At 68.5% G+C, this 22,246-nt stretch carries 20 protein-coding genes, 1 tRNA gene and 1 pseudogene; 8 read left to right on the top strand and 14 right to left on the bottom strand.

Annotation, left to right across the window (positions count from 1 at the left end; genetic code table 11):
• Positions 1 to 53: 53 nt before the first annotated feature.
• Positions 54 to 914: a 16S rRNA (cytidine(1402)-2'-O)-methyltransferase gene (gene rsmI, locus Aco04nite_RS29795; protein ID WP_244876392.1), complete on the bottom strand. Its 861-nt coding sequence runs from the start codon at positions 912 to 914 to the stop codon at positions 54 to 56.
• A gap of 74 nt (positions 915 to 988) precedes the next feature.
• On the opposite strand from rsmI, the gene Aco04nite_RS29790 reads away from it, so the two are divergent.
• From Aco04nite_RS29790 to Aco04nite_RS29775, 4 genes are all read left to right on the top strand, one after another.
• On the top strand, positions 989 to 2,578 hold the full coding sequence (locus Aco04nite_RS29790; RefSeq protein WP_438874950.1) for a dolichyl-phosphate-mannose--protein mannosyltransferase: 1,590 nt from the start codon (positions 989 to 991) through the stop codon (positions 2,576 to 2,578).
• Positions 2,579 to 3,280: 702 nt separating this feature from the next.
• On the top strand, positions 3,281 to 3,538 hold the full coding sequence (locus tag Aco04nite_RS29785) for a hypothetical protein (protein WP_213000545.1): 258 nt from the start codon (positions 3,281 to 3,283) through the stop codon (positions 3,536 to 3,538).
• A 653-nt stretch (positions 3,539 to 4,191) separates the two neighbouring features.
• On the top strand, positions 4,192 to 5,217 hold the full coding sequence (locus Aco04nite_RS29780; RefSeq protein WP_213000544.1) for a hypothetical protein: 1,026 nt from the start codon (positions 4,192 to 4,194) through the stop codon (positions 5,215 to 5,217).
• Entirely contained in the window at positions 5,214 to 7,550 is a 2,337-nt protein-coding gene (locus Aco04nite_RS29775; RefSeq protein ID WP_213000543.1) for a bifunctional polysaccharide deacetylase/glycosyltransferase family 2 protein, read from the top strand. Before Aco04nite_RS29780 ends, Aco04nite_RS29775 begins: the two co-directional genes overlap by 4 nt.
• 57 nt (positions 7,551 to 7,607) lie before the next feature.
• On the opposite strand, the gene Aco04nite_RS29770 is transcribed toward Aco04nite_RS29775, so the two are convergent.
• From Aco04nite_RS29770 to Aco04nite_RS29725, 10 genes are all read right to left on the bottom strand, one after another.
• On the bottom strand, positions 7,608 to 8,843 hold the full coding sequence (locus Aco04nite_RS29770; protein WP_213000542.1) for a GAF domain-containing sensor histidine kinase: 1,236 nt from the start codon (positions 8,841 to 8,843) through the stop codon (positions 7,608 to 7,610).
• Positions 8,844 to 8,926: 83 nt separating this feature from the next.
• Complete coding sequence (locus tag Aco04nite_RS29765) at positions 8,927 to 9,292, bottom strand: VOC family protein (protein ID WP_213000541.1); 366 nt, start codon at positions 9,290 to 9,292, stop codon at positions 8,927 to 8,929.
• Positions 9,293 to 9,391: 99 nt separating this feature from the next.
• Positions 9,392 to 10,153, bottom strand: a complete 762-nt coding sequence (locus Aco04nite_RS29760; RefSeq protein WP_213000540.1) for a phosphodiesterase — start codon at positions 10,151 to 10,153, stop codon at positions 9,392 to 9,394.
• Between the two features lie 84 nt (positions 10,154 to 10,237).
• On the bottom strand, positions 10,238 to 10,630 hold the full coding sequence (locus Aco04nite_RS29755; protein ID WP_213000539.1) for a response regulator transcription factor: 393 nt from the start codon (positions 10,628 to 10,630) through the stop codon (positions 10,238 to 10,240).
• Positions 10,631 to 10,960: 330 nt separating this feature from the next.
• A tRNA-Ala gene (locus Aco04nite_RS29750) sits at positions 10,961 to 11,034 on the bottom strand.
• A gap of 82 nt (positions 11,035 to 11,116) precedes the next feature.
• Positions 11,117 to 11,932, bottom strand: coding sequence for a divisome protein SepX/GlpR (sepX, locus tag Aco04nite_RS29745; RefSeq protein ID WP_213000538.1), 816 nt, complete (start codon positions 11,930 to 11,932; stop codon positions 11,117 to 11,119).
• A gap of 129 nt (positions 11,933 to 12,061) precedes the next feature.
• On the bottom strand, positions 12,062 to 12,706 hold the full coding sequence (locus Aco04nite_RS29740; RefSeq protein WP_213000537.1) for a GNAT family N-acetyltransferase: 645 nt from the start codon (positions 12,704 to 12,706) through the stop codon (positions 12,062 to 12,064).
• On the bottom strand, positions 12,703 to 14,013 hold the full coding sequence (locus Aco04nite_RS29735; RefSeq protein WP_203838236.1) for a molybdopterin molybdotransferase MoeA: 1,311 nt from the start codon (positions 14,011 to 14,013) through the stop codon (positions 12,703 to 12,705). Before Aco04nite_RS29735 ends, Aco04nite_RS29740 begins: the two co-directional genes overlap by 4 nt.
• A gap of 64 nt (positions 14,014 to 14,077) precedes the next feature.
• The gene (locus Aco04nite_RS29730) at positions 14,078 to 15,007 is read right to left on the bottom strand and encodes a UTP--glucose-1-phosphate uridylyltransferase (protein ID WP_213000623.1); all 930 of its coding nucleotides are present in this window, start codon (positions 15,005 to 15,007) and stop codon (positions 14,078 to 14,080) included.
• Positions 15,008 to 15,058: 51 nt separating this feature from the next.
• The gene (locus tag Aco04nite_RS29725; protein ID WP_438874949.1) at positions 15,059 to 17,320 is read right to left on the bottom strand and encodes a sensor domain-containing diguanylate cyclase; all 2,262 of its coding nucleotides are present in this window, start codon (positions 17,318 to 17,320) and stop codon (positions 15,059 to 15,061) included.
• Between the two features lie 39 nt (positions 17,321 to 17,359).
• Between Aco04nite_RS29725 and Aco04nite_RS29720 the strand changes: the two genes are divergently transcribed.
• Complete coding sequence (locus Aco04nite_RS29720; RefSeq protein WP_213000535.1) at positions 17,360 to 18,022, top strand: 5-formyltetrahydrofolate cyclo-ligase; 663 nt, start codon at positions 17,360 to 17,362, stop codon at positions 18,020 to 18,022.
• Positions 18,023 to 18,092: 70 nt separating this feature from the next.
• Positions 18,093 to 18,185, top strand: a pseudogene (locus Aco04nite_RS49755) (FmdB family zinc ribbon protein); the annotation flags it as partial.
• A gap of 62 nt (positions 18,186 to 18,247) precedes the next feature.
• On the opposite strand, the gene Aco04nite_RS49160 reads toward Aco04nite_RS49755, so the two are convergent.
• A complete protein-coding gene (locus Aco04nite_RS49160) occupies positions 18,248 to 18,493 on the bottom strand; it encodes a hypothetical protein (protein WP_244876408.1) in 246 nt (81 codons plus the stop codon).
• Positions 18,494 to 19,619: 1,126 nt separating this feature from the next.
• Here Aco04nite_RS49160 and Aco04nite_RS29710 point away from each other — a divergent pair.
• Positions 19,620 to 19,823, top strand: coding sequence for a hypothetical protein (locus Aco04nite_RS29710; RefSeq protein ID WP_213000533.1), 204 nt, complete (start codon positions 19,620 to 19,622; stop codon positions 19,821 to 19,823).
• A gap of 376 nt (positions 19,824 to 20,199) precedes the next feature.
• On the opposite strand, the gene Aco04nite_RS29705 is transcribed toward Aco04nite_RS29710, so the two are convergent.
• Together Aco04nite_RS29705 and Aco04nite_RS29695 are read right to left on the bottom strand one after the other, a co-directional pair.
• Complete coding sequence (locus Aco04nite_RS29705) at positions 20,200 to 20,385, bottom strand: hypothetical protein (protein WP_203838232.1); 186 nt, start codon at positions 20,383 to 20,385, stop codon at positions 20,200 to 20,202.
• Positions 20,386 to 20,885: 500 nt separating this feature from the next.
• Positions 20,886 to 21,365: a DUF2231 domain-containing protein gene (locus tag Aco04nite_RS29695; RefSeq protein ID WP_213000531.1), complete on the bottom strand. Its 480-nt coding sequence runs from the start codon at positions 21,363 to 21,365 to the stop codon at positions 20,886 to 20,888.
• A 280-nt stretch (positions 21,366 to 21,645) separates the two neighbouring features.
• Between Aco04nite_RS29695 and Aco04nite_RS29690 the strand changes: the two genes are divergently transcribed.
• Entirely contained in the window at positions 21,646 to 22,080 is a 435-nt protein-coding gene (locus Aco04nite_RS29690) for a Fur family transcriptional regulator (RefSeq protein ID WP_213000530.1), read from the top strand.
• The last annotated feature ends 166 nt before the right edge of the window (positions 22,081 to 22,246 follow it).

The following is a 22,246-nucleotide window of genomic DNA, read 5'->3' as shown; positions in this document are numbered from 1 at the left end:
TGCTTCTCGGCACTTTCGGCCGCGGCCCGCTGGGCGTGCTTCTCGGCCGCGGCCTATTGGGCGTGGACCAGGGCGTAGACCTCGCGTTTGCGCAGGCCGTAGGCGTCGGCGACGGCCTGGATGGCGTCCCGCCGGGTGGCGCCGCCGGCCTCCCGCTCGGCGACCGCCGCGCGCAGGTCCTCGTCGGCCGGGCGCTCGGCGGGCCCGGCCGGCGCACCCGCGACCACGACCGTGATCTCGCCGCGCGGCTCGCTCTCGGCCGACCAGACGGCCAGCTCACCGAGGGGACCGCGGCGGATCTCCTCGTACGTCTTGGTCAGTTCCCGGCACACCGCGGCTTCCCGGTCGGCGCCGAAGACGCTCGCAAAGTCCTGCAACGACGCGGTGATGCGGTGCGGAGCCTCGAAGAAGACCAGCGTGCGGGGCTCCGCGACGAGCTCACGCAGCCGGGACCGCCGGTGCGACCCCGTGCGCGGCAGGAACCCCTCGAAACAGAACCGGTCGCTGGGCAGGCCGGACAGCGCCAGCGCGGTGGTCACCGCACTCGGGCCGGGCGCCGCGGTCACCGGGAAACCTGCGTCCAGCGCTGCCCGGACCAGGCGGTACCCGGGGTCGGAGACGCTCGGCATGCCGCCGTCCGTGACAACGGCCACCACCGCGCCGCCACGCAGAGCTTCGACGAGATCCGGCGTACGCCGCTCCTCGTTACCCTCGAAATACGACGTGATCCGGCCGTTGACGGTGATCCCGAGATCCCTGGCCAGCCGGATCAGCCGCCGGGTGTCCTCGGCCGCCACCACGTCCGCCGTCGTCAGAACCTCGCGCAGCCGGGTGGAGGCGTCCCCGGTGTTGCCCAGCGGGGCACCGACCAGCACGACCCGGCCCGTACCGCTCTCCTGCACGCCATCTTCCACGCGCCGAGTTCATCACACGCCGTACACGTGGGCGTCCCGGGCACCGGGCTGGACGAACGGCCTACGATCGCGTGGTGACTTCGGCGACAGCTGAGACTGACACCACGAGCCCGACGCCCGCCGACGAGACCCCGGAGGCGCCGGCGGCCGTCGGCGTGCGCGGCGTCCCCGACGCGGTGCGGCGCCGCCTCAACACGCTCGAGAACTGGCTGAACCCGTACTCCTGGTTGGTCACGATGATCATCGTGGCGATCGCGGCGGTGCTCCGGCTGGTCGGGATCACCCACCCGAAGAGCTACATCTTCGACGAGGTGTACTACCCGACCGACGCCTGGGACATGCTCCAGCACGGCGTCGAGTGGGACGAGAAGAGCAACGGGCCCGCGTACGTGGTGCATCCGCCGTTGGGCAAATGGCTGATCGCCCTCGGCGAGAAGGCCTACGGCAACAACGAGCTGGGCTGGCGCCTACCCGCGGCGATCGCCGGCACGCTCATGATCCTGATCCTGATCCGGGTCGCCTACCGGCTGTTCCACTCGATCGTGCTCGCCGGCACCGCGGGCCTGCTGATGACGCTCGACGGCTTCCAGCTCGTGCTCTCCCGCACCTCGCTGCTGGACATCTTCCTCGGCCTGTTCATCCTGATGACCTTCGCCGCCCTGGTCCTCGACCGCGACCACTACCGCCGCCGCTGGCTGAATCGCCTGGAAGACGGCTTCGACCCGGCCACCACCCACAGCCAGCCCCGCATCTTCCCCTGGTGGCTGATGGTCGCGGGCATCACCTTCGGCCTCGCCTGCGGCGTAAAATGGAGCGCACTCTTCTTCGCCCCGTTCTTCGGCCTGCTCGTCGTCGTCTGGCGCATCCAGGCCCGCCGCTCCGCAGGAGTACGCCGCCCGGTCGTCTTCGGCCTGCTCGGCGATCTCGGCTACCTGATCCTCAGCTTCGTCCTGTCGATCATCTTCTACCTCGCCACCTGGACAGGCTGGTTCGTCACCAACGACGGCTACTTCCGCCATTATCGAGAGGCCAACGGCCTGAGCGAGCCCCCGATCCTGGGCGCCCTCCTCAACCTCATGCACTACCACCACGAGGCCTACAACTTTCACAGCGGCCTGACCGACCGCCACGTCTACCAGTCCTGGCCCTGGCAGTGGCTCCTCCTCGGCCGCCCCGTCGCCTTCTACTGGAACGGCAACGGCAACTGCGGAGCCCCCAGCTGCGCCGCCGAGGTCCTGCTCCTGGGCACCCCGCTGCTGTGGTGGTCCTTCCTGCCGGCCCTGGCCGCCCTGGTGTGGTTCGGCATCGCCCGCCGCGACTGGCGAGCCTTCGCCATCGGCACCGGCGTAGTCGCAGGCCTACTCCCCTGGTTCTACTTCGCAGTCGCCGACGGCCGCACCATGTTCTCCTTCTACGCCCTCCCCGCCCTGCCCTTCCTCATCCTGGCCGTCGTCTACACCCTCGGCGCCATCATGACCCCACCAACAGGCACCCTCGCCGGCCCCGCCCGAACAGACAGACAACTCATCGGCACCATCGTGGCCGGCGTCTACGTCATCCTCGTAGCCCTCTGCTTCGCCTACTTCTACCCGATCTTCGTAGGCCAGCTCATCCCCTACGACGACTGGTCAGCCCGAATGTGGCTCGGCGGCCGCTGGATCTGACCAGCCCCGAGCCGGCCCGCTCTCCGGGCCAGACATTCGTTGCGGCGGGCGCTCTCTGCGCCAGGCGCCCTCTGCGGGGCGCTCTTGGGGCGGGCACTCTCTCTGCGGGGCGGACGCCTCGTCGGGGCAACCGCTGCTCTGGAGCCGCCCTGCGGGATCGCCCTGTGAGCATCCACTTGCGGGTTGTCCCGAGATAGCCCTACGGGCAGTTTCGAGCGATGGCCTCGAGCGATGGCCCTGAGCGATGGCACTGAGCGATGGCACTGAGCGATGGCACTGAGCGATCTGGCGGCATGGGGTCGGGCTACCGCTATCTGAGCGACAGGTCGGCAGCTTGCGACCGCGCTATTTCGAGGGCGTTGCGATCACGTCCGAGCGTGAGGGACCGCGAGCTCAGGGTGACGCTGGCAAAAGTAATGTATTACCACGCAAGACTCGATGTTGCGCCGGACTCCACTACGGAGCAACATCATGCGGCACCGACCCACAAGCGCACACTTATATTTCGCTGCGTAGGACATCCGAAGTCGCAGCCTTACCCTGCGTTACCCAGAGACGTCCAGGGAATGCACCGACTTCCTGGCTCAGATACCTACGCCAGCCCCCTCATCGACATCCGATCAGCCCGGCGCGCACTTCGACCCGTGCGGCATAGACCCGTGCGACATCAACCGGCGCGACTTGAGCCCGGGCGGCTTCAGCATGCGCGGCTTCAACCGGTGCGACTTGAGCCCGGGCGGCTTCAGCATGCGCGGCTTCAACCGGTGCGACTTCAGCCCAGGCGACTTCAACACGCGCGGCTTCAACCGGTGCGGCTTCAGCCCAGGCGACTTCAACACGCGCGGCTTCAACCGGCAAGAACTCGACTGGACAATGACCCGACCCGATCTCGATCGACCCAATTTCGATCGGGAGGAGGTCGATCGGGAGGGCTCGACCTGGCAGGAGTTCGATCGGTAAGAGGTCGATGGCGCGAGTGAGATCCGGCGGAAAGCCGGACCAGTGCGAGCGAGAACCTGCAGAAGACCAACCAGCGGGAGCGAGAACCGGCAGGAGGCCGGCTCGGCGCGGGGGCTCGGCACGGCGAGGCTTGGGCTGGCGGCGAGGGCCTGGATTTCGGGGAAATAGGCAACGCCCCGATCGCCTGCCACGGGGGAAGCGGGCGATAGGGGCGTGCGAATACGAGCTTAACGAGCGGCCTTGTCGGACACAATGGGTCGACTTACTAAATTGTTGTCGATTCCGGTCTGGCGGGGCGGCTGAAGGTGATCGGGTGGCCACTTGCAGCTACGGGCGCTGGGGCGGGTGCGACCAAACGGACATAATGCTATATTGCCTTCTTATGCCGCATAACAGTTTGTGAATGGCGTTCGTGAATGGCGTGTCGGGTAGTCGAGAATATGACACCGACATTTTGCCGATAATCACGTAACCGCGGCTTGCGAAATCATTTGTTGCAGGTCAGTGCCGTCGGCGTGAAGAGCGACTCACACTTCGTTGATCAGGTCAAATGCGGGACATCACCGATTCGGTTGATTTCATCGACACTTATGGTGGTCAGTCGAACAGGTGAAGACAATCGTGATCTTCCTAGATGTTCCTAAGCTCGCCGCGTGACATTGCAGGAGCCCCAGAACCCGATTTCCGCCGACGCCGATGTGTCCGACACCGAGGTGATCGAGGTCGCGCACCCCTCGCCGGTGTTCGTGGACTCGACCGGACGCCGGCGGCGCGTGCTGACGCGCGTCGCGTACGGCTTCGGTGCCCTGTGTATGACCTACGGGGGGTTGATCGGTGTCAGTCTTGCCGGTGGCCCGGTCAGCTCCAATGCTGTCCTGCCGCTGCCGGATCTTGTCAACGGCGATGACAAGGACGTCGCCGCGCCCCGGCCGAGCCCGACCCCGGCGCCGCAGACCAGTGTGACGGCGAGTGCGCAGCCGATACTCGAGGTCTTTCCCAACCGCGATGCGTCCCCCGCACGCACGGTCACAGCCAGACAGCCGGCGCGTACGACTCCGGCGGCCCGCAGGTCCACCTCGGCCACCGTCCCGAGGCCGACCACGGTCAAGCCGCGCCCGACGCCGACCGGGTCCCGCACCCCGGAGTCGGCGACGACCACCAAGCCCACCACACCGGCGACCACCCCGCCGGCCAGCACCGGGACGCCCAGCGCTCCGGTCGTACCGGCGCCGCCCGGGGGCACGGGCGGCGAGGGCGGTGGCGACGGTGATTCCGGCACCGACTTCCCCGTGGAGGAAACCACCACCCCCGCCGCGGAGGACGGCGACGAGGACGGCACCGGTGGTGAGGGCGGCGGCTCCCCCACCCCGGCGACCAGCCAGACCAACGAGGACGACAGCAGCACGGACGAAGACGAAGGCGCGAGCGAGGACGAAAGCACGAGCGAGGACGACAGCGACAGCCAGGACGACGGCGCCAGCCAGGACCGAAGCCCGAACGAGAGCGAGGGCCAAGAAGCAGACCAGAGCCCGAGCAGCGAGCCGGCCGAGGACGAGCCGGCCAGGGACGAGCCGGATGCTGATCCCGAACCCGCCCCGTCCGTGAAGGTGAAGATCGAGGCGGAGTGCGAGACCGAGGCCGAGGCAAAGCCCGTGGCCGGTGTCGAGGTGAGCGCGTGACGGCCCGCCGCAACCGTAATCGCAGCCGGTCGCGGCGGCGCATTCTCCCGCAGCCCAGGGTGATGCTCGGCGTGCTGCTGATCGTGCTCTTCGTGGGTGTGCTCGTCGTGCAGGCGTACATCAATTCTGAATTCACGTCGGATCACAAGGATTCCGAGGTCGGGGATCAGACCGGGGTGCCGCTGGCGATCCGCGGTGGCGGGCCGATCATCAACACCACGGGCGGGCAGGAGAGCTCGAACCGGCTGCCGCCCCGGACCATCGCGCTGACGTTCGACGACGGACCCGATCCGGAGTGGACGCCGAAGGTGCTCGAGGTGCTCAAGGAGAACGATGCGCACGGTACGTTCTTCGTGATCGGTTCCGAGGTCGCGCGTCACCCGGAGCTGACCAGGAGGATCGCCGACGAGGGCCACGAGCTGGGGCTGCACACCTTCACGCATCCGAACCTGCAGCGCGTGGCACCGTGGCGGCGCAGCCTGGAGCTGTCCCAGACACAGGTGGCCATCGCCCGGGCGGCGAACGTACGGACAAATCTTGCGCGGTTCCCGTACTCATCAAAACCGCAGGCGATCGACGAGACCAACTGGAAGATCGTCAAAGAGGCCGGCCGGGACGGCTATCTGGTCGTGGTCAACGACATGGACAGCGAGGACTGGCAGCGGCCGGGTGTCGGACAGATCGTCAGGAACGCGTCGCCGCCCGGGGATGTCGGCGCGGTGATCCTCTTCCATGACGCCGGCGGGAACCGCGCGCAGACCGTCGAGGCGCTGCGAACGTTCATCCCGATGATGAAGCAGCGCGGGTATCGCTTCACGACGGTGACCGAGGGGCTGAATCTCGCCATCGAGCAGCAGCCCGACGCGGCCGCGCTGCCCCTGCTGCCGGTCAACCCCGCGGCGGCCCCGACGGATCGACTGCGCGGGTCGGGGCTCATCTGGACCGTACGCGTAGCCGATGGTCTGGTGTGGTTGATCGCCGGGCTGTTCCTCGTGGTCGGGCTGCTCACGATCGCGCGTACCGGCCTGCTCCTGGTGCTCGCGACCCGGCATGCCCGGCAGCGCCGCAAGCGGGGCTTCAGCTGGGGTCCGCCGGTGACCGATCCGGTGTCGGTGATCGTGCCCGCCTACAACGAGAAGGAGGGCATCGAGGCGGCCGTGCGCTCGCTGGCCGGCGGCGACTACCCGGCGATCGAGGTGGTGGTCGTCGACGACGGTTCGACCGACGGCACCGCGGCGCTCGTCGAACGCATGCACCTGCCGAACGTACGCGTGATCCGTGTCCCGAACGGCGGTAAGGCGAACGCCCTCAACACCGGTGTCGCGCTGGCCCGCCACGACCTGATCGTGACCGTCGACGGCGATACCGTTTTCGAGCCGGACTCGGTACGGATGCTGGTGCAGCCGTTCGCCGACCCGACCGTGGGCGCCGTGGCGGGCAACGTCAAGGTCGGCAACCGCAACAGCCTGGTCGCGGGCTGGCAGCACATCGAGTACGTGATCGGGTTCAACCTCGACCGCCGCCTCTACGAGATGCTGAACTGCATGCCGACCGTGCCGGGCGCGATCGGGGCGTTCCGGCGGGAGGCGCTGGCCCGGGTCGGCGGGATCAGCGACGAGACGCTGGCCGAGGACACCGACGTGACGATGGCGCTGTGCCGCGACGGCTGGCGGGTCGTCTACGCCGAGCACGCCAAGGCCTGGACCGAGGCGCCGGCGACGCTGGAACAGCTCTACCGCCAGCGTTACCGGTGGAGCTACGGGACCATGCAGGCGATGTGGAAGCACCGCAGGGCGCTGACGGATTCGGGTCCGTCGGGTCGCTTCGGCCGGGTCGGGCTGCCGTTCCTCGCGCTGTTCGGGGTGGCGCTGCCGATGCTCGCCCCGGTCGTCGACATCATGCTCGTGTACGGGCTGGTCTTCTGGGAGCTCACCGACACCGTCGTCGCCTGGCTGATGATGCTCGTGCTGCAGCTCGTGACCGCGGCGGTGGCGTTCCGTTTCGACCGCGAGTCGCTCCTCCCGCTGTGGCGGCTGCCGTTGCAGCAGTTCGCGTACCGGCAGCTCATGTATCTGGTTTTGATCCAGTCCGCGGTGACCGCGCTGACCGGGGGCCGGCTGCGCTGGCACAAGTTGCACCGCGCCGGGCTGTCCGGGGTGAAGTCGGTGCCCGCCGCCGAACGGCCGCTGGTCCTGCCGAAGCAGGGGGTCGCACCGGCCGTCGACACGTGGCCGCCGAGTCTCGACCAGGTTCCGGTGGTGGGTCACCCCGCCGCGGGCCGGGCCACCGCGCGCCCGGCAGTGCCGTCCCAGACGCCGTCCCACGGGGCCTGAACGGACCCGCCCCGCTCGAACTGCAGCCGAGCGGGGCGGGTCTGGCTCTCAGAATCATCAGACGAGCTGGAGCTCACGCTCGTTCTCGTGCTCGGCGAAGGGGAACACCAGGTGCAGGGACGTGCCGTCGCCGGGACGGTCGGACAGGGCGACGGTGGCGTGATGTGCGTCGAGGATCCGCTTGGCGACCGCGATGCCCTTGTCCGGGCCGGGCACCACCGTCGGGCTGGCGATCGCTCCGTAGTACAGGTGCGGGAACAGGTCGGGGCGGATTCCGTCGGGCATGTCCATGTCGTCGAGGCGTACCGTCGGACCGCTCTCGATGTCCGTGCCGACACGGACCCGGCCACCGGACGGCGTGTACTTGATCGCCGCGAAGAGCAGATGCATGAGGACCTGTTCGAGGCGTACGGGGTCCGCGATGATCGGCAGCGTCGGGCCCCCGCTCTGGTTGAGGATCCAGATCTGCTTCGTCGCCGCGATCGGCCGCACCGCCTCGACCGCCCGCTGGGTGAGCCGGGTCAGATCGATCTCCCGCATATGCAGGCTGTCGCTGCCGCTTCCCGCCTCGGCCATCGAGTTCAGGTGGTCGAGCAGCTCCGAGAAGCCCCGTACGTGCGCGGACGTCGCCCGGCCGAGCAGATCGGCGAGTTCCAGGTCGTGCGTACCCTTGTCGCCCAGGTCTGCCAGGTAGGACCGCATCAGCCGCAGCGAGGAGCGGAGTTCGCCGCCGACCAGGTAGGCGAGCTCGTCCTTGTGCCGTTCGAGGACCTGCAGCCGGGCCGTGGTGTTGGCCAGCGCCGACGCGTACCGACGCAGTTCCAGCTGCGAGGTGACCTGCCGGGCCAGTGCGCGCAGGGCCTGCAGTTGCTCGAGGTCCAGCCGGCGGGGCTGCGAGTCGACGACGCAGAGCGAGCCCAGTGCGTACCCGTCGGTGGTGAGCAGCGGGGCACCCGCATAGAACCTGATTCCCCCGTCCTCGGCGACCGTGGGGTTGTCCGCGAACCGCGGGTCCTGGGTGGCGTCGGGCACCACCAGCAGGTCCTTGCCGAGGATCGCGTGGGAACAGAACGAGATGTCCCGCGCGGTCTCGGTCAGATCGGTGCCGACGCTTGCCTTGAACCACTGCCGGTCGGCATCGAGCAGGCTGACGAGGGACATCGGTACGCCGCACACGGTCGACGCCAGCGCCACGATGTCATCGAAGTCCTTCTCCGGTTCGGAGTCGAGGATGTCGAGTTCGTAGAGCGCGGCGAGCCGGTCGGTTTCGTTCGCGGGCAGGGGTGCTTGCATGGTGGTCACCTCCGAGGCTGTCTCAAGAGATACCACCCAAAAGTTGCGATGCTCACATACCCGGCTTTTCACCGGCCCCGCTTTTACGCGGGCCTCTGGCACACCGCTTCGATGTTGTTCCCGTCCGCGTCGAAGGCGAAGGCCGCGTAGTAGTTCTCGTGGTTGTCCGGCCGGAGCCCCGGCGGCCCGTTGTCCACTCCACCGGCATGCAGCGCGGCAGCGTGGAAGGCGTCCACCGCGGCCCGGTCGGCCGCGGTGAAGGCGACGTGTACGCGGTGGGTCGGCTCCCGAACCGCCAGCCAGAAGAACGGGCGCCCGCTGTCATCGCCGAAGCCCACCATTTCGGGCTCCTCGGCGACCACCTTGACACCCAGCGGGCGCAGCGCGTTCTCGTAGAAGTGCCGGCTCTCGTCGAGGTGGTGCACCCCGAGAAGGACATGGTCGATCATTCGGTCTTCCCTTCCCGCGTCGAGTACCGACCGTATAGCGGGAGCGGCGAACTTCGATGATCTCTGCGCCGAGCGGCGCTCAGGGTGCGCCGTCTGGTTTCAGTAGGCACCGAGCAGGGCCGCCGCGTGGCTGACCTGAACCGTGTGCGTGATGCAGTCCGGGCCGTCGACGAGGTGCAGCAGGAAGCCGGTGGGTTCGGCGACATAGCCGGGCGGCGCATCAGAGCCGAGCAGCAGCCCGGACTGGCGCCACGTGCTCGGCGCGACGGTCATCACGGTGCCCGCGAACGCCGCGGTGATCGGCCGGTGCACGTGCCCCGCCATGATCCGCGCGACGTTGTCGTGGCCGGCGACCACGTCCCGCAACTCCTCGCCGTCGAGCAGCCGCATCCCGTCGAGGAACGGGATGCCGACCGCCATCGGCGGGTGGTGCAGGCCGATGAGCGCGGGCACGCCGGGGCGCGCGGCCAGCGTACGGTCCAGCCACGCCAACTGCTCGCCACCGAGCCGCCCGGCCGGCGAACCGGGAATCAGCGAGTCCAGGGCCACGATGGTGAACCCGGGGTAGTCCACGCAGTAGTAGGGATCCCCGCCGAAGGCTTTCACCATGGCGTCCCGGTCGTCATGGTTGCCCGTGGTCAGGTGCAGGGGCAGCGGGAAGTCACCGATGACCTCCTGGAGGGCTGCGTACTCCTCCTCCAGGCCGTGATCGGTGAGATCGCCGGTGACCACGACACAGTCGGGGCGCGGGTCGAGCGCCATGACCCGGGCAAGGGCGAGCTGGAGCCCGGCGGCGGGTCCGCCACCCAACGGCCCGGTGGTCAGGTGCGAGTCGCTGAGCTGAGCGATGAAGGAGGTCATTCCGTCATGATCCGACGCCGCGGGTCCCGGTCAACCAAATGGTCGTAACCACTACAACGACAACATCAAGACATTGACATCCTCCTACCCCGCGTTGATCACCTTCCGGCGCTCGATGACCTGTTGGAGCTCGGCGACCAGTCGGCGCGGCGACAGCGGCTTGGGCAGATATCCGTCAGCCCCGGAGCTCAGCCCCGCATTGATGTCGTGCAAGTGCGCATTCGCCGACACCATGAGTACGGCGGCATTGCTCACCTCCGGGTTGCTGCGCACCAACTGGCACAGTTCCATCCCGTTGAGCGCCGGCATGCGTACGTCGGTAACGATGCCCACCGGCCGCGCCACCTGCAGAATCCGCGCCGCGGTGTTCCCGTCCTTGGCACCCACAGCGGTGTAACCGGCGCGCTCCAGCGCATAGGTGAGCATGTCCCGCAGGTCGGCGTCGTCCTCGGCCACGAGGATCAGTTTCTCGTTCATGCGCGCGAACATCGGCCCGCCAACCCGATCCCCCAGCAAGATCGCAGTTGCATCCCGGGTGCGGAACGTATCGGCTGCGAGCAGCCCTACGTCAACACCGCTCCGGCCTAGCTCTTTGCCCTTTGGGATCTCTGCACCGCAAAGACGATCAAAACGATCAGGCCAGCAACAAGGAGACCCACGGGCAGCGCGATGAGCAGCAAAAACATCACATTCACCTCCGCACCGTAGATCATCCGCGCCCACCGGTGTGCCCCGTGATCATTGCCGGGCACTGCAACCGGGCATGCAAAAAGCCGCTTCCGAAATCGGAAGCGGCTTCTTTATGGGTGGAGCTGTGGGGATTTGAACCCCAGACCCCCTCGATGCGAACGAGGTGCGCTACCAGACTGCGCCACAGCCCCCCGGCCCCGTAGGACCGACAAAAGGCTAACAGGTCCCCCACCCGCCTCGCGAACCCCCCTCCCGTGTCGCGGGAGACGATCTCTACGCCGGGTACGCGTTACCTCTGCCGCCGGCCTCGTAGGCGCGACCGCGCAGGCCGCCCCCGCGCCGATAGGAGACCGAGGCCCCGTTGACCGCCGCGGGCAGGTCGGAGGGGTCGCGGTCCAGGCCCATGGCCGTACGCCGGACCGCCTCTTTCTGCGCGGCGAGGCGGCGCTGGGCTTCGCGGCGGGCTGCCGCGCGGCGGGCCTGTTCGCGGCGGACCTCCGCTTGGCGGGCTGCGAGCCAGGCGGCTTCCCGGGCTTCGATGCGGCGGCGACGGCGGTCCACCATCGCGCGGTTGCGCAGGTGGACCAGGTAGCTGCCGAGCAGGGCACCGGTGACCGTGAAGCTGATCCAGAAGCCCGGGCTGACCGCGAGCACGCCGATGAGTTCGATCACATTCAGCAGGAGCAGGGCGGCGAAGACGCGGCGGCGGCGGACCACAGCGGGCGTCTGCCTCCGCACGGGCGCGCGTCGGCGGGCTGGACGCCGTGAGCTGACCACCCGCAGGCGCCGGGCGGGCGGCCCGGAGACCGGCGAGACGTCCTCGGAGGCCGGGGTGGGGTCGGCGGAACCCTCCGCTTGATCACCCGTTAGGGTCCGCGACGTAACCATGTACTGGCGGCCGGGGTTGACCGGTCGTCGTCCGGGCACGGTTCGGAGCCGACGGCGGCGCTGAAGCACCCGAGCCGTCGACGACGCCCGCTCCGCCGCCAGACGCTCGGTCGCGTCGTACCGGCGGACGAGAGCCGGCGCGAGGGCGAGCAGCCCGGCCGCGGCGAGGACGGCGAGGAGCACCGAGGTCGGCACCCTCACCCCTCCCGTCAGCCATGGAGCGTGCGCAGGCGGTGGGGCGCCCGGCACGAAAAAGTCGCAATCTCCCCGAGATTACGGGCGAGACCTGCCGATATCTGTACGCCGCGCCGGACGGTAACGAGCCGATGATCACTTTGTCGTGGTACGCAACCTCCGCCAGCGCGCGAGCAGGCCACCTTCCGCGGCGACTTCCTCGTTCGTCATCGCGTACCCGAGATGATCTCGCCACGCTCCGTCGATGTGCATGTACCGCGGGTGGTAAGCCTCCTCCCGGAAGCCCAGCTTTTCCACCACCCGGCGGCTCGGGACGTTCTCCGGTCGGATGTTGACTTCCACCCGATGCAACCCGCCCGGCCCGAACGCGTGGTCAACGGCGAGTGCCAGCGCGGTCGGGACCACCCCACGACCCGCAACCCGGGAATCAACCCAATATCCGGCGTACGCGGAACTGAACGCCCGCCGCACGATGCTGCCCAGGTTGAGATGTCCGACCAGCTGTTCCTTGCCGTCGTCCCCCCGGAGGCAGACAGCGAACGGCATGCTGTCGCCGCGGCTGGCGGCACGTTTCATGTCCCGGTAGACGTAGAGGTACGCACGCGCCGAGTTCATCTCGGCCCAGGGGCCGGGCGGCGCCGACTCCCAGGGGCTGAGCCAGGCCTGGTTCGCGATGCGAACCTCCGACCACGCTCGGGCGTCACTTCGCCGATAGGGCCTGAGCAGCACGGCTCCGTCCGCCAGGACGGCAGGCCATCCGGGCGTGGAGCCCAGCATCATCGCCTCCGGTCAAGCAGCAACACATCCACGGTCGATCCGGCGGCAGCCGCGGTGACCCGCTCGCCGAGCACCAAGAGACCGTTGGCCTCCGCGAGGCCGGACAGAGTGTAAGGCCCACCGGCGAGTGGCTGCACTGTGTAGCCCCCGCCGCGCCGTTCCGCTACATGAGCCGGCCGGAATTCCCGCAGGCCACCCGGCGACGACACGGTTTCCAGCAGGTGCGCCTTGACGCCGGGCCGGAAGACCGGTTCCGCCCCGGCAAGCAGCTGAATGACCGGCCGCGCCAGCACCTCGAAGCCGATCAGCGCGGCGCCGGGCTCACCGGGCAGGCAAACCACCGGAACTTCCTCGCCGCCCACGGTGCCGAACCCGAGCGTCGCACCCGGGCAGAGCGCGACATCGGTGAACTCCACCACGCCTCGGCCATGGTCACGCCGCGACAGCACCCGGCGCAGCATGTCACCGGGACCCGTACCCGTACCGCCGGTCGTGATGATCAGATCCGCCCGCAACGTCTGGTCTTCCAACAGCCCCCGGAGGCCCTCCGGGTCGTCATCACAGATCCCTATCCGGTACGCGAGAGCTCCCGCTTCCACCGCGGCGGCCGTCAGCGCATGAGAGTTCGCGTCCACCACCTGTCCGGGCTGACTCGGACGCCCCACGTCGACCAGCTCGTCACCCGTGGCCACGACCACCACCCGGGGACTGGGCCGCACCACGACATGACCGATGCCGGAAGCAGCGAAAACCGCCACCATCGCCGGGGTGACGTACGCCCCCGCGGACGCCAGCACCCGCCCGACGGGCAGCTCATCGCCCGCCCGGCGGACACCGGAGCCCCGCTTCGGCGCGTGCATGATCTCCACGGCCGCCATGCCCTGATCCGTCCAGTGGATCGGCACCACAACATCGGCCCCGATCGGCAACGGCGCCCCGGCCGCCACGGAGAAGCACGTCCCCGGGGTGAGCCGCACCGGACGCCAGCTGGCCGCCCCCAGGTCACCGACGACGTTCAGCCGGACCGGGCGCAGTCCCGCCTCGAACGCCCCGAACGAGGGGTGCGAGCCGATCCGCCCGGCCGCGGCAAGGTCCTCCCAGCGGGCCGCGTACCCGTCGATCGCGGCCTGGTCGAAGGCCGGATACGGGTGCGGGGCCAGCACGTCATGGGCGAGGACGTTGCCGTGGGCCTGGGTGAGGTCGAGGTCGAGCGGAGGCAGCGCCCGCAACCTGCGCAGCACGCTGCCCAGGTATTCGGCGAGAGGCATCAGCTCGTTGGCGGCCGCCTCGGCATCGGCCGTCGCGGTCATCCCCGCGCACCGCCGGCTATCGCCGCCCGGCCGCTGATCTCCGCCGCCCTGCCGCCGGGGCGTATCACTTGTCGCCGGCCTTGGTCATCTTGTCGCTGGCGACGAAGTCGGTGAGCCACGAGCTGAACTCGGCGCCCAGGTCGGAGCGCTTGACCGCAAGCTCGACAACCGCCTGCAGATACCCCAGCGGCATCCCCGTGTCGTACCGGTGTCCGCGGTAGACGATGCCGTGCACCGGCGTCCCCTCCGCGAGCAGCTGAGCCATCGCGTCCGTCAGCTGGATCTCGCCGCCGCTGCCGGGCTTCGTGTTGTGGATCGCCTCGAAGATCGTGGCAGGCAGGATGTAGCGGCCGACAACGGCGAGGTTGCTCGGCGCCTCCTCCGGTTTCGGCTTCTCGACCAGCCCGGTCACCTCGACGATGTCCTCACCGAACGAGGAGGGCTTGACCGAGGCGATGCCGTAACGGCTGGTCTCCTCCGGGGACACCTCGATGAACGCGAGCACGATGCCGCCGGTCTGCGCCTGCAGGTCCAGCATGGCGGGCAGCAGCGGCTGGTCCTCCTCGACGAACTCGTCGCCCAGCAGGACGGCGAATGCGTTGTCGCCGATGTGGGAACCGGCCACGCCTACGGCATGACCGAGACCGAGCGGCTCACCCTGGCGGCAGGTGTAGATGTCCGCCAAGTCGCTCGTACGGCGTACGGCGGCGAGCCGTTCGAGGTCGCCCTTCTTCTCGAGGCGTGCCTCGATGTCGGGCCGGCGGTCGAAGTGATCGACCATGGAGGTCTTGCCCCGGCCGGTCACCAGCAGCACATCGGTGATGCCGGCAGCCGCGGCCTCTTCCACGATGTACTGGAGCACCGGACGGTCTACAACGGGCAGGAGTTCTTTGGGGACAGCCTTGGTAGCAGGGAGAAATCGGGTGGCGAGCCCGGCGGCCGGAATGACGGCCTTGACGGCTCGACGGCCGGTCGCATGCGCCTGCGTGGTCATCTGAGGAGTCACCGCACCTTTGCTGAGTTCGTGCCCGGACATGCCGCGAGACTAGCGGCCACGAGCCTGTCGCGGCGGTTGTGGCCCACCGGACGCGCCCGCCACTGGTCCCTGTTGATCGGTTTTCCCATCCGCCACCCCTCTCGAAACCGACGGGTCAGTCACATCCACAGCGGGTAGCGGAATGCTCTCGGCGAGACGGTACGTGTCACGCCCTGCGTTCTTAGCCGCATACAGCGCGTCATCAGCGGCATCAAGCACTTGCTGAGCGGTCGCACCGTGCTCCGGATATACAGCAATCCCGATCGACACACTGATCGCAACCCGGTCCACAGCGACCCCGGCGCCCCCGCTCATCCGCCGCGGATCGATAGGAACCGGAATGTCGCGAACCGCAGACCCCAACCGCTCCGCGACAATAATTCCCCCGTACGCGTCAGTCTCCGGCAGAAGCACGACAAACTCTTCACCTCCCTGACGGAACGCAACGTCGACTTCCCGGAGCCCTATCCGGATCCGCCGCGCGAACTCACCCAGCACGACATCCCCCGCGGCATGCCCGTACGTGTCGTTCACGTCCTTGAAGTGGTCGAGGTCGAGCACCAGCACGGTCAGCATCCGCCCGAACCGCGTGGCCCGCTCCACCTCCCGCCGCAACGATTCCCGCAGGCAGCGATAGTTCCAGAGCCCCGTGAGCGGGTCGGTGAGCGACAACCGCTGCGCCTCCTCGTGCACCCGCACGTTGTGCACAGCAACCCCGGCCTGCCCCGCGAAGGTGCGCAAGGTGTGCAGGTCGGTGTCATCGAACTCGTCCGCACCGAGCCGGTCGTAGAGAGCCAGCACGCCGAGAATCGCCGGCTGCCCGCTCTCGGTCATCAACCCACCGGGAACCAGCGGATCCCCGACCGTCGCGGGCGCACAGATAGGAACAGCCACATAGGTACGCCCCGCCGGCTCGTCCATCGGACCGCCTCCGAGATCACAGAACCCCCGCCTCGCCTCGCCCCCAGCAGCGACAACACCGAGAATCCCGTGCCCCACCGGAATCCGCAGAGAGGGAAGATCGCCCTCCGGAACGTCCCACCGGCCCGTCAGCCCCTCCGCGCACCGCGCGACCAGGACAGCCTCACCCGGATCGATGAGCAACACGACACCAGCCCTGGCCCCTGTCGCCGACAACGCGGTCTGAAGAATTACCTGAAGAATCCGATGTACGTCGTGAGTGCTCGACAGCGTGTCGCCAAGGATCGCAAGATGCCCCCGCAACTGGTCCCGGCTGGCAGTCAGAGCCTGCACGTACGCCTGAAGCTCCCGGGTCATCCGGTTGAACGTCCCCGCCAGCTGCCCGATCTCATCCCCCCGCCCCACCGGCACCCGCACACCCAGCTCCCCGTCAGCCACCTTGCCCGCAGCCCAGGCAAGCTCCTCCAGCGGACGCGTAGTCGAGCGAGCCAGCCACCGCGCGGCAAGAACCGCCAGCCCCGCCACCGCAAAAACGGCTACGGCAAGAAACACGTACAGAACCGCCGGCTCCTCGGACCGCACCTCCACGCTGACCGGAAGCGGCTGACCAGGCTCAACGGGTATCCGCCTCCCCGCCGCACCGGAAACCTCCCCGACAGCGACCTCAACACGCGCCGCGCTGCTGTCACCAAGGCGCCGGATGAAAAGCCCATCGATCCGCTCCAGAGCCACCACAACAACGTCGTCCTGCACCGCCCTCGCCCCGACCGCGGTAACCGCCTCCCCCACACCGCTGCCCTGACCTGCGCCAACCTGGCCCGGACTGCCCTGCGCTGGGCCACCCTGCACTGGGCCACCCTGCACTGGGCCACCCTGCACTGGGCCACCCTGCACTGGGCCACCCTCGGCCGGGACGGCTGGCTGCCCGGGGTCGGCTGCCCCCGCCTGTCCTCGTTGATCCGCAGCCGCACAGTCGCGTTCACCGATGGCCCCACCCGTCGTGGTGGTGGTGGTGCTGCCAGCTGGCGCGATGCGAACCTCGGACGCCAGCCCGCGGGTAACCATCTGGTCGGCAGCGGTCCGTTGATCGGCCACGGGCAGCACGGCAACCGCGTCCGCGACAGCTTGGAGTTGTCGGCACATCGCTCCGATCGCCGTCCGCACCGTCGTTACGGCATGATCAAGTCGCTCTGCGGTCCGGTCCCGGCTCACCGTGGCAACGGTCATCCCGACAAAGAAGGATCCGAGCAGGACAGGACCGAGCACGACCGCGAGGAAGGCAGCAGTGAGTCGGCCACGCAGAGTCACATATCCTCCTGGAAGTGGCCTTCTTTGGAGCGATGCTGACATAGTGCGCACCGTTTGCCGGTTTTCAGAAGGGGGTGTTGCATGCCCGATTTCGCCAGTGATGCCGAAAGTTCACGCGCCGCAAAGGTTGCCCTCCGCACACGTCTCCTAGCAGCCCGTAGATCGAAATCCCCGGAAAACCTCAGCTCCGCCGCCCTTGCCACCCGATCAACCCTCCTGACCGCGATACGCACCCAATCACCGACAGTGATTGCCGCCTATGTCCCCCTCGGTCCGGAGCCCGGCGGCCCCGAACTGCCCGAAGCACTACGCAGCGTCTACGCCGCTCCTGCTCCCCTGCCCGACCCGTTCCACTCAGTGCCCTCCCCGGTGATCCTGCTTCCGGTACTGCTGCCCGACGGCGACCTCGACTGGGCGCTCTACGAAGGCCCGTCCAGCCTTCAACCAGGAGCGCGCGGCCTCCTGGAGCCCATCGGCCGGCGCCTCGGTGTCGCGGCGGTGTCCGAGGCCTCGTTCGTGGTGGTCCCGGCCCTCGCCGTCGACCGCCGAGGCGTCCGCATGGGCCGAGGCGGCGGCTCCTACGACCGCGCCCTGGCCCGAGTCGCCCCCACGGCGTTCACCGTGGCCCTCCTGCACGACGGAGAACGGGTCGACACCGTGCCCGCCGAACTCCACGACCGGCGCGTAGGGGCGACGATCACTCCGACGGAGGGCCTCAGTGCGCCACCCGACTGGACGAAATAAACTCCGATGACGGAGCATTGGCACTCCTGGACGATGAGTGCCAGCCATCGAGTAGCGACGCGGAGGACCAGTGCCCACGTACCAGTACGCCTGCACAGAGTGTGGAGAGCAGATCGAGCGGGTGCAGTCTTTCTCGGACCCCGCTCTGACGGAGTGCCCCAACTGCAGCGGCAAGCTCCGCAAGGTCTTCAACTCAGTCGGCATCGTCTTCAAGGGCTCCGGCTTCTACCGCAACGACTCCCGCTCCGGCAACGTGAGCGCCGAGAAGCCTGCGGCGGCCTCGACCTCGGACAGCAAGTCGTCGGACAGCAAGTCGTCGGACAGCAAGTCCTCCGACTCGTCCTCATCTCCCAGCACGACGTCGTCGACACCGGCCTCAACCCCCTCGTCCTCGTCGTCCACTTCCTCGTCGTCAACGTCCTCAGCCTCGACGTCCTCCTCCTGACGCAGGCTCCACCCCGCCACGGCCACTCGCCCCGACCATCGGCGACGCTTCTGGCTGCCTAGATCCGGCACTCGACCCAGCTGGCTGCACCCGTCCCTTCCCGGCGCAGCCAGCTGAGACCCGCCTACTTCTCCCGGTAGCGGCGATCAGCCCGTACGCCCCTGCGGAGACACACGTTTCTCCTGGTGACGGGAAGCCAGCAGGCACGATCCCAACGCCTGGCCCCACCATGTAGGCCCGATCCGGATCTCAGCCGTGCTCACGGCCTGCTGCGCCCGGGCCGCAGCCACCACAGCGCGGGCCAGCTCAGCGCTCGCTCGTCTGTTTTGAGGTCCACGCGCTGCGCCGCACCACGCGGCGCTCGATGCGATCAAAGCAGCGGCCGCCTGCGCCGTGCCGTCAACCACAGCCGGTGCGCACTCCGAGAGGCAGATCTCGTCCCGCGCACGGGCTCGCCAGCTCACGCCGCGAACCCGCCGTCGATGGAGATGACCCGCCCCGGGCCGTCGACCTGGCCCCTCATTTCTACCGCGCCGCAAGCCCCGACCCTGAGTTATCCACAATGCGCGGCTGTCCACAGGGCCACCGGCACCGCCCCCGCGATTTCCCTACCTTCATCGCGTGCGAACGAACCGAACGACACCATCAGAGCCTTCGCTGGACACGGTCCGCTGGCGCAGGCCCCGGAGAAATTTCCTGCTGAAGCTGTCCACGATGGCGATCCTGCTTGCCTCAGCAACCTTCCTGATCTGGTCGGGAACGACCGGCTGTGGCTCACCCCTGAACACACCCCACCTACGAGCCCCCTCGGCCCGTCAGGCTGCAACCAGCCCTGCTGACCTTTCAGCAAATAGCGCGGGCAGCGATGGAACCTCCCTTGCCGCTGGCGGGCCGGTGAGTACCCATGCGACCGGTACCCAAGCAACCCAACCCAGCAGGCCATCGACGCTCGGTCCAACCAGCCAACCCCACTCGTCGACAGGCATTCCGCCCAGCCCAGGTGCTGCCGGATCCGTGCCAGGAGTTGTCAGTACCGGTAGCGGCGCCGGGACAACGACAGCGTCCGGCGACGCATACGGAGCTGCACCGCTACGACCCCCGATCGGAACGGTCGGCGTTCCGATCCGCCTTGCTGAGCCGGCAGGACTGCGCTTGGTCCAGGTCGGCAACCGCATCGACCTCTTTCGCCCCAACGACGGCACCCACCCGATCGCCACCGCTGCCACGGTCTTAGGAGTGACAGGCATCGACGACCCACTCGCGGGCGGCCTCCTGCTCGCCCTCCCACCCGAAGCGGCGAAGGCGGCGATCAAACAACCCCCCGAGGGCTACGCGATAACCGTGCGCCCTGCCTGACGCCCGCCGGTCAACCAGCCGGGGTTGCCGAGCCGGACCGGACCGGGCCCGGCCAGGCTCGGGCCGGAGCCAGGCTCGGGCCGGAGCCAGGGCCGGGCCGGAGCCAGGGCCGGGCCGGAGCCAGGGCCGGGCCGGAGCCAGGGCCGGGCCGGAGCCAGGGCCGGGCCGGAGCCAGGGCCGGGCATTCAGCGGACCGGCGCAGACACGATGCGTCCTCAACGTTGCAGAGCTTGCGGAGCGCGCTGTGACGCTGCCGGGGATCGCAAGGACGTTAGGTTCGTGGGTGCTGCGTCCATGACCCCGGGCCGAGCCGCTCGGCGTGTACGGGCGATGCCCTCCGGCCAGGGCCGAGCGGGCTCGGAGACGGGGCGGACGATCAGCCCCAGTGGGGTGGGCGGTCTTCGAGGAGGCGTTCGTCGTTCGAGTCCTCGGTGCTCGTGTAGCCCCAGCCGCGGGCGGTGTCATCGCGGGTCTGGTCGGGGAGAACGGGGGTGTCTTCCGACTCGAAGTCGACGGTCCTCTCGGCGTCCACGTCGCGGTCGGGTTCGTCAAGGATGTCCACGCTTCAAGGGTAAGCCGCGTCGCGTGCGCTGTCGGCACCCGATAGATGTAGCGTCGATGAACGTGACCGCCCCGACCGGACCTGACGACGACGCGTACTGGAAACGCCCGGATTCTGCCGCTGGGCAGTTCGGGGCTGACCGTCCGGTGCCGGCCCCGAAACCGAAGCCCGTGTACGAGGGACCGCCTCGGCAGGCTCCGGCTTCACCGCACTGGCGACCCCCGGTGGTTTCCCACCCACCGCCGCCTCGATCGATGCCGGCTCAGAACCTGAGTTCGGTGGACGAGTCCGAGGGCGCCGCTCGCACGATGACCTACGGCGTGGGCCTGGTCGCCGGGGCGATCGCGCTGGTACTGATGTGCCTGCTCTGCGCCCGAGTCATCTTCTGACCCGACGCCGGGAGATCTGCTGGGCCGACGGCAGGCAGATGGGCCGAACAGCAGGCGAAGCTGATGGCCGTCCCGGTCGCCACCCCACATGGCGGCCGGGACGGGGATTCATCAGGACGAAGTGCCCCAGACTGCTTGCGCGCCCGAGTCACCGGTCTTGAAGACGTAGTAGCCCGAGAGTGCGGCCAGCGCCACCATGATGACGGCCAGGCCGATGTCGGCAGGCAGGGGGAGGCGGCGGTTGGGCGTGCGGAGGGTGAGGATGACCATGATCAGGGTCACAATGCCCAGGCCGAGCGAGAAGTAGAACGTCAGGGTTCCGAAGCCCATGTGGTCGTCGATCTGCTCGAGCGGCGGGCCGCTCATGCCGTTCGCGACCAGGCGGTCGCGCAGTTTGGAGCCCGATGCCATGGCTACGTAGGTAGCGGCCGGCGCGGCGATGGACAGCAGTAGTGCCGCCCATCCGATCTTTGATCGCCAGCGCGGCAGGACCGCGTAGACGATGGCCAACAGCGCCAGGAGCGGCACGAACACAACCGCAGCGTGGAGCACCAGGGCGTGTACGGGCATGCCGTTAATCTGGTCGAACACGGTCACCCTCCTTGAAGGTTGAAGTATCGGGCCGCCCGCCGAAACTATCTGACGATGCAAACATCCACTTGTTTGCGGTTACGCGCGCAGGGGCGATCCGGTTCACCATTGGCCAAAGCGTGCCCCAAACCGGTGCCTATCCAGGCCGGAACGGCCCCAGACCTGAGCCCCGGCAAGCGATCGGGTACGCACAGCCCGCGCCCGATGCCCTGAAATACCAAAAGGCGTGCACGCTCAGATCATTGTTGAGCCGTCACGTTCCGCGTGCTGTCATTGTGGGATGGCGACCGGTGAAGAGCTGCTGCGTAACCATGGTCTGCGGGTGACGCGGCCGCGGCTCGCGGTGCTTGATGTGCTGACGCAGGGTGGTCACCTGGAGGTCGACGACATCACCCGGCAGGTTCGCGAACGTCTCGACTCGGTCTCCACCCAGGCTGTGTACGACGTTCTGGGCGCGCTCTCCCGTGCCGGGCTGGCCCGCCGGATCGAGCCGGCCGGCAGCGCGGCCCGCTTCGAGGCCCGGGTGGGTGACAACCATCACCACCTCGTGTGCCGGAGCTGCGGCGCGATCGAGGACGTCGACTGTGACGTGAGCGAACGCCCCTGCATCGACCCGGGGACAGGGCACGGCTTCGAGGTCGACGAGGCAGAGGTGACCTTCTGGGGGCTTTGCCCGGCCTGCCAGCAGGAACGCCACGCGGACCGCGTCGCCTGATCTCGCCGGCACGGAGCTGCAAGACGCACAACCCCCGGACGCGCAGTAGAAAGCACGCAGTCAAGGGACACGCAGCCCCGAAACACACAATCAAGGGACGCTCAGTCGTGGGAAACGCAGCTGAGGAGCGCGCAGCGAAGGGACGCAGGAGCGGCCGTACATCTGG

Origin of the sequence: Winogradskya consettensis (assembly GCF_018332715.1) — a bacterium.
Classification (GTDB): domain Bacteria; phylum Actinomycetota; class Actinomycetes; order Mycobacteriales; family Micromonosporaceae; genus Actinoplanes; species Actinoplanes consettensis.
The sequence above is the reverse complement of the archived record's forward strand: the minus strand, read 5'-3'. Positions and strand labels throughout refer to the sequence as shown.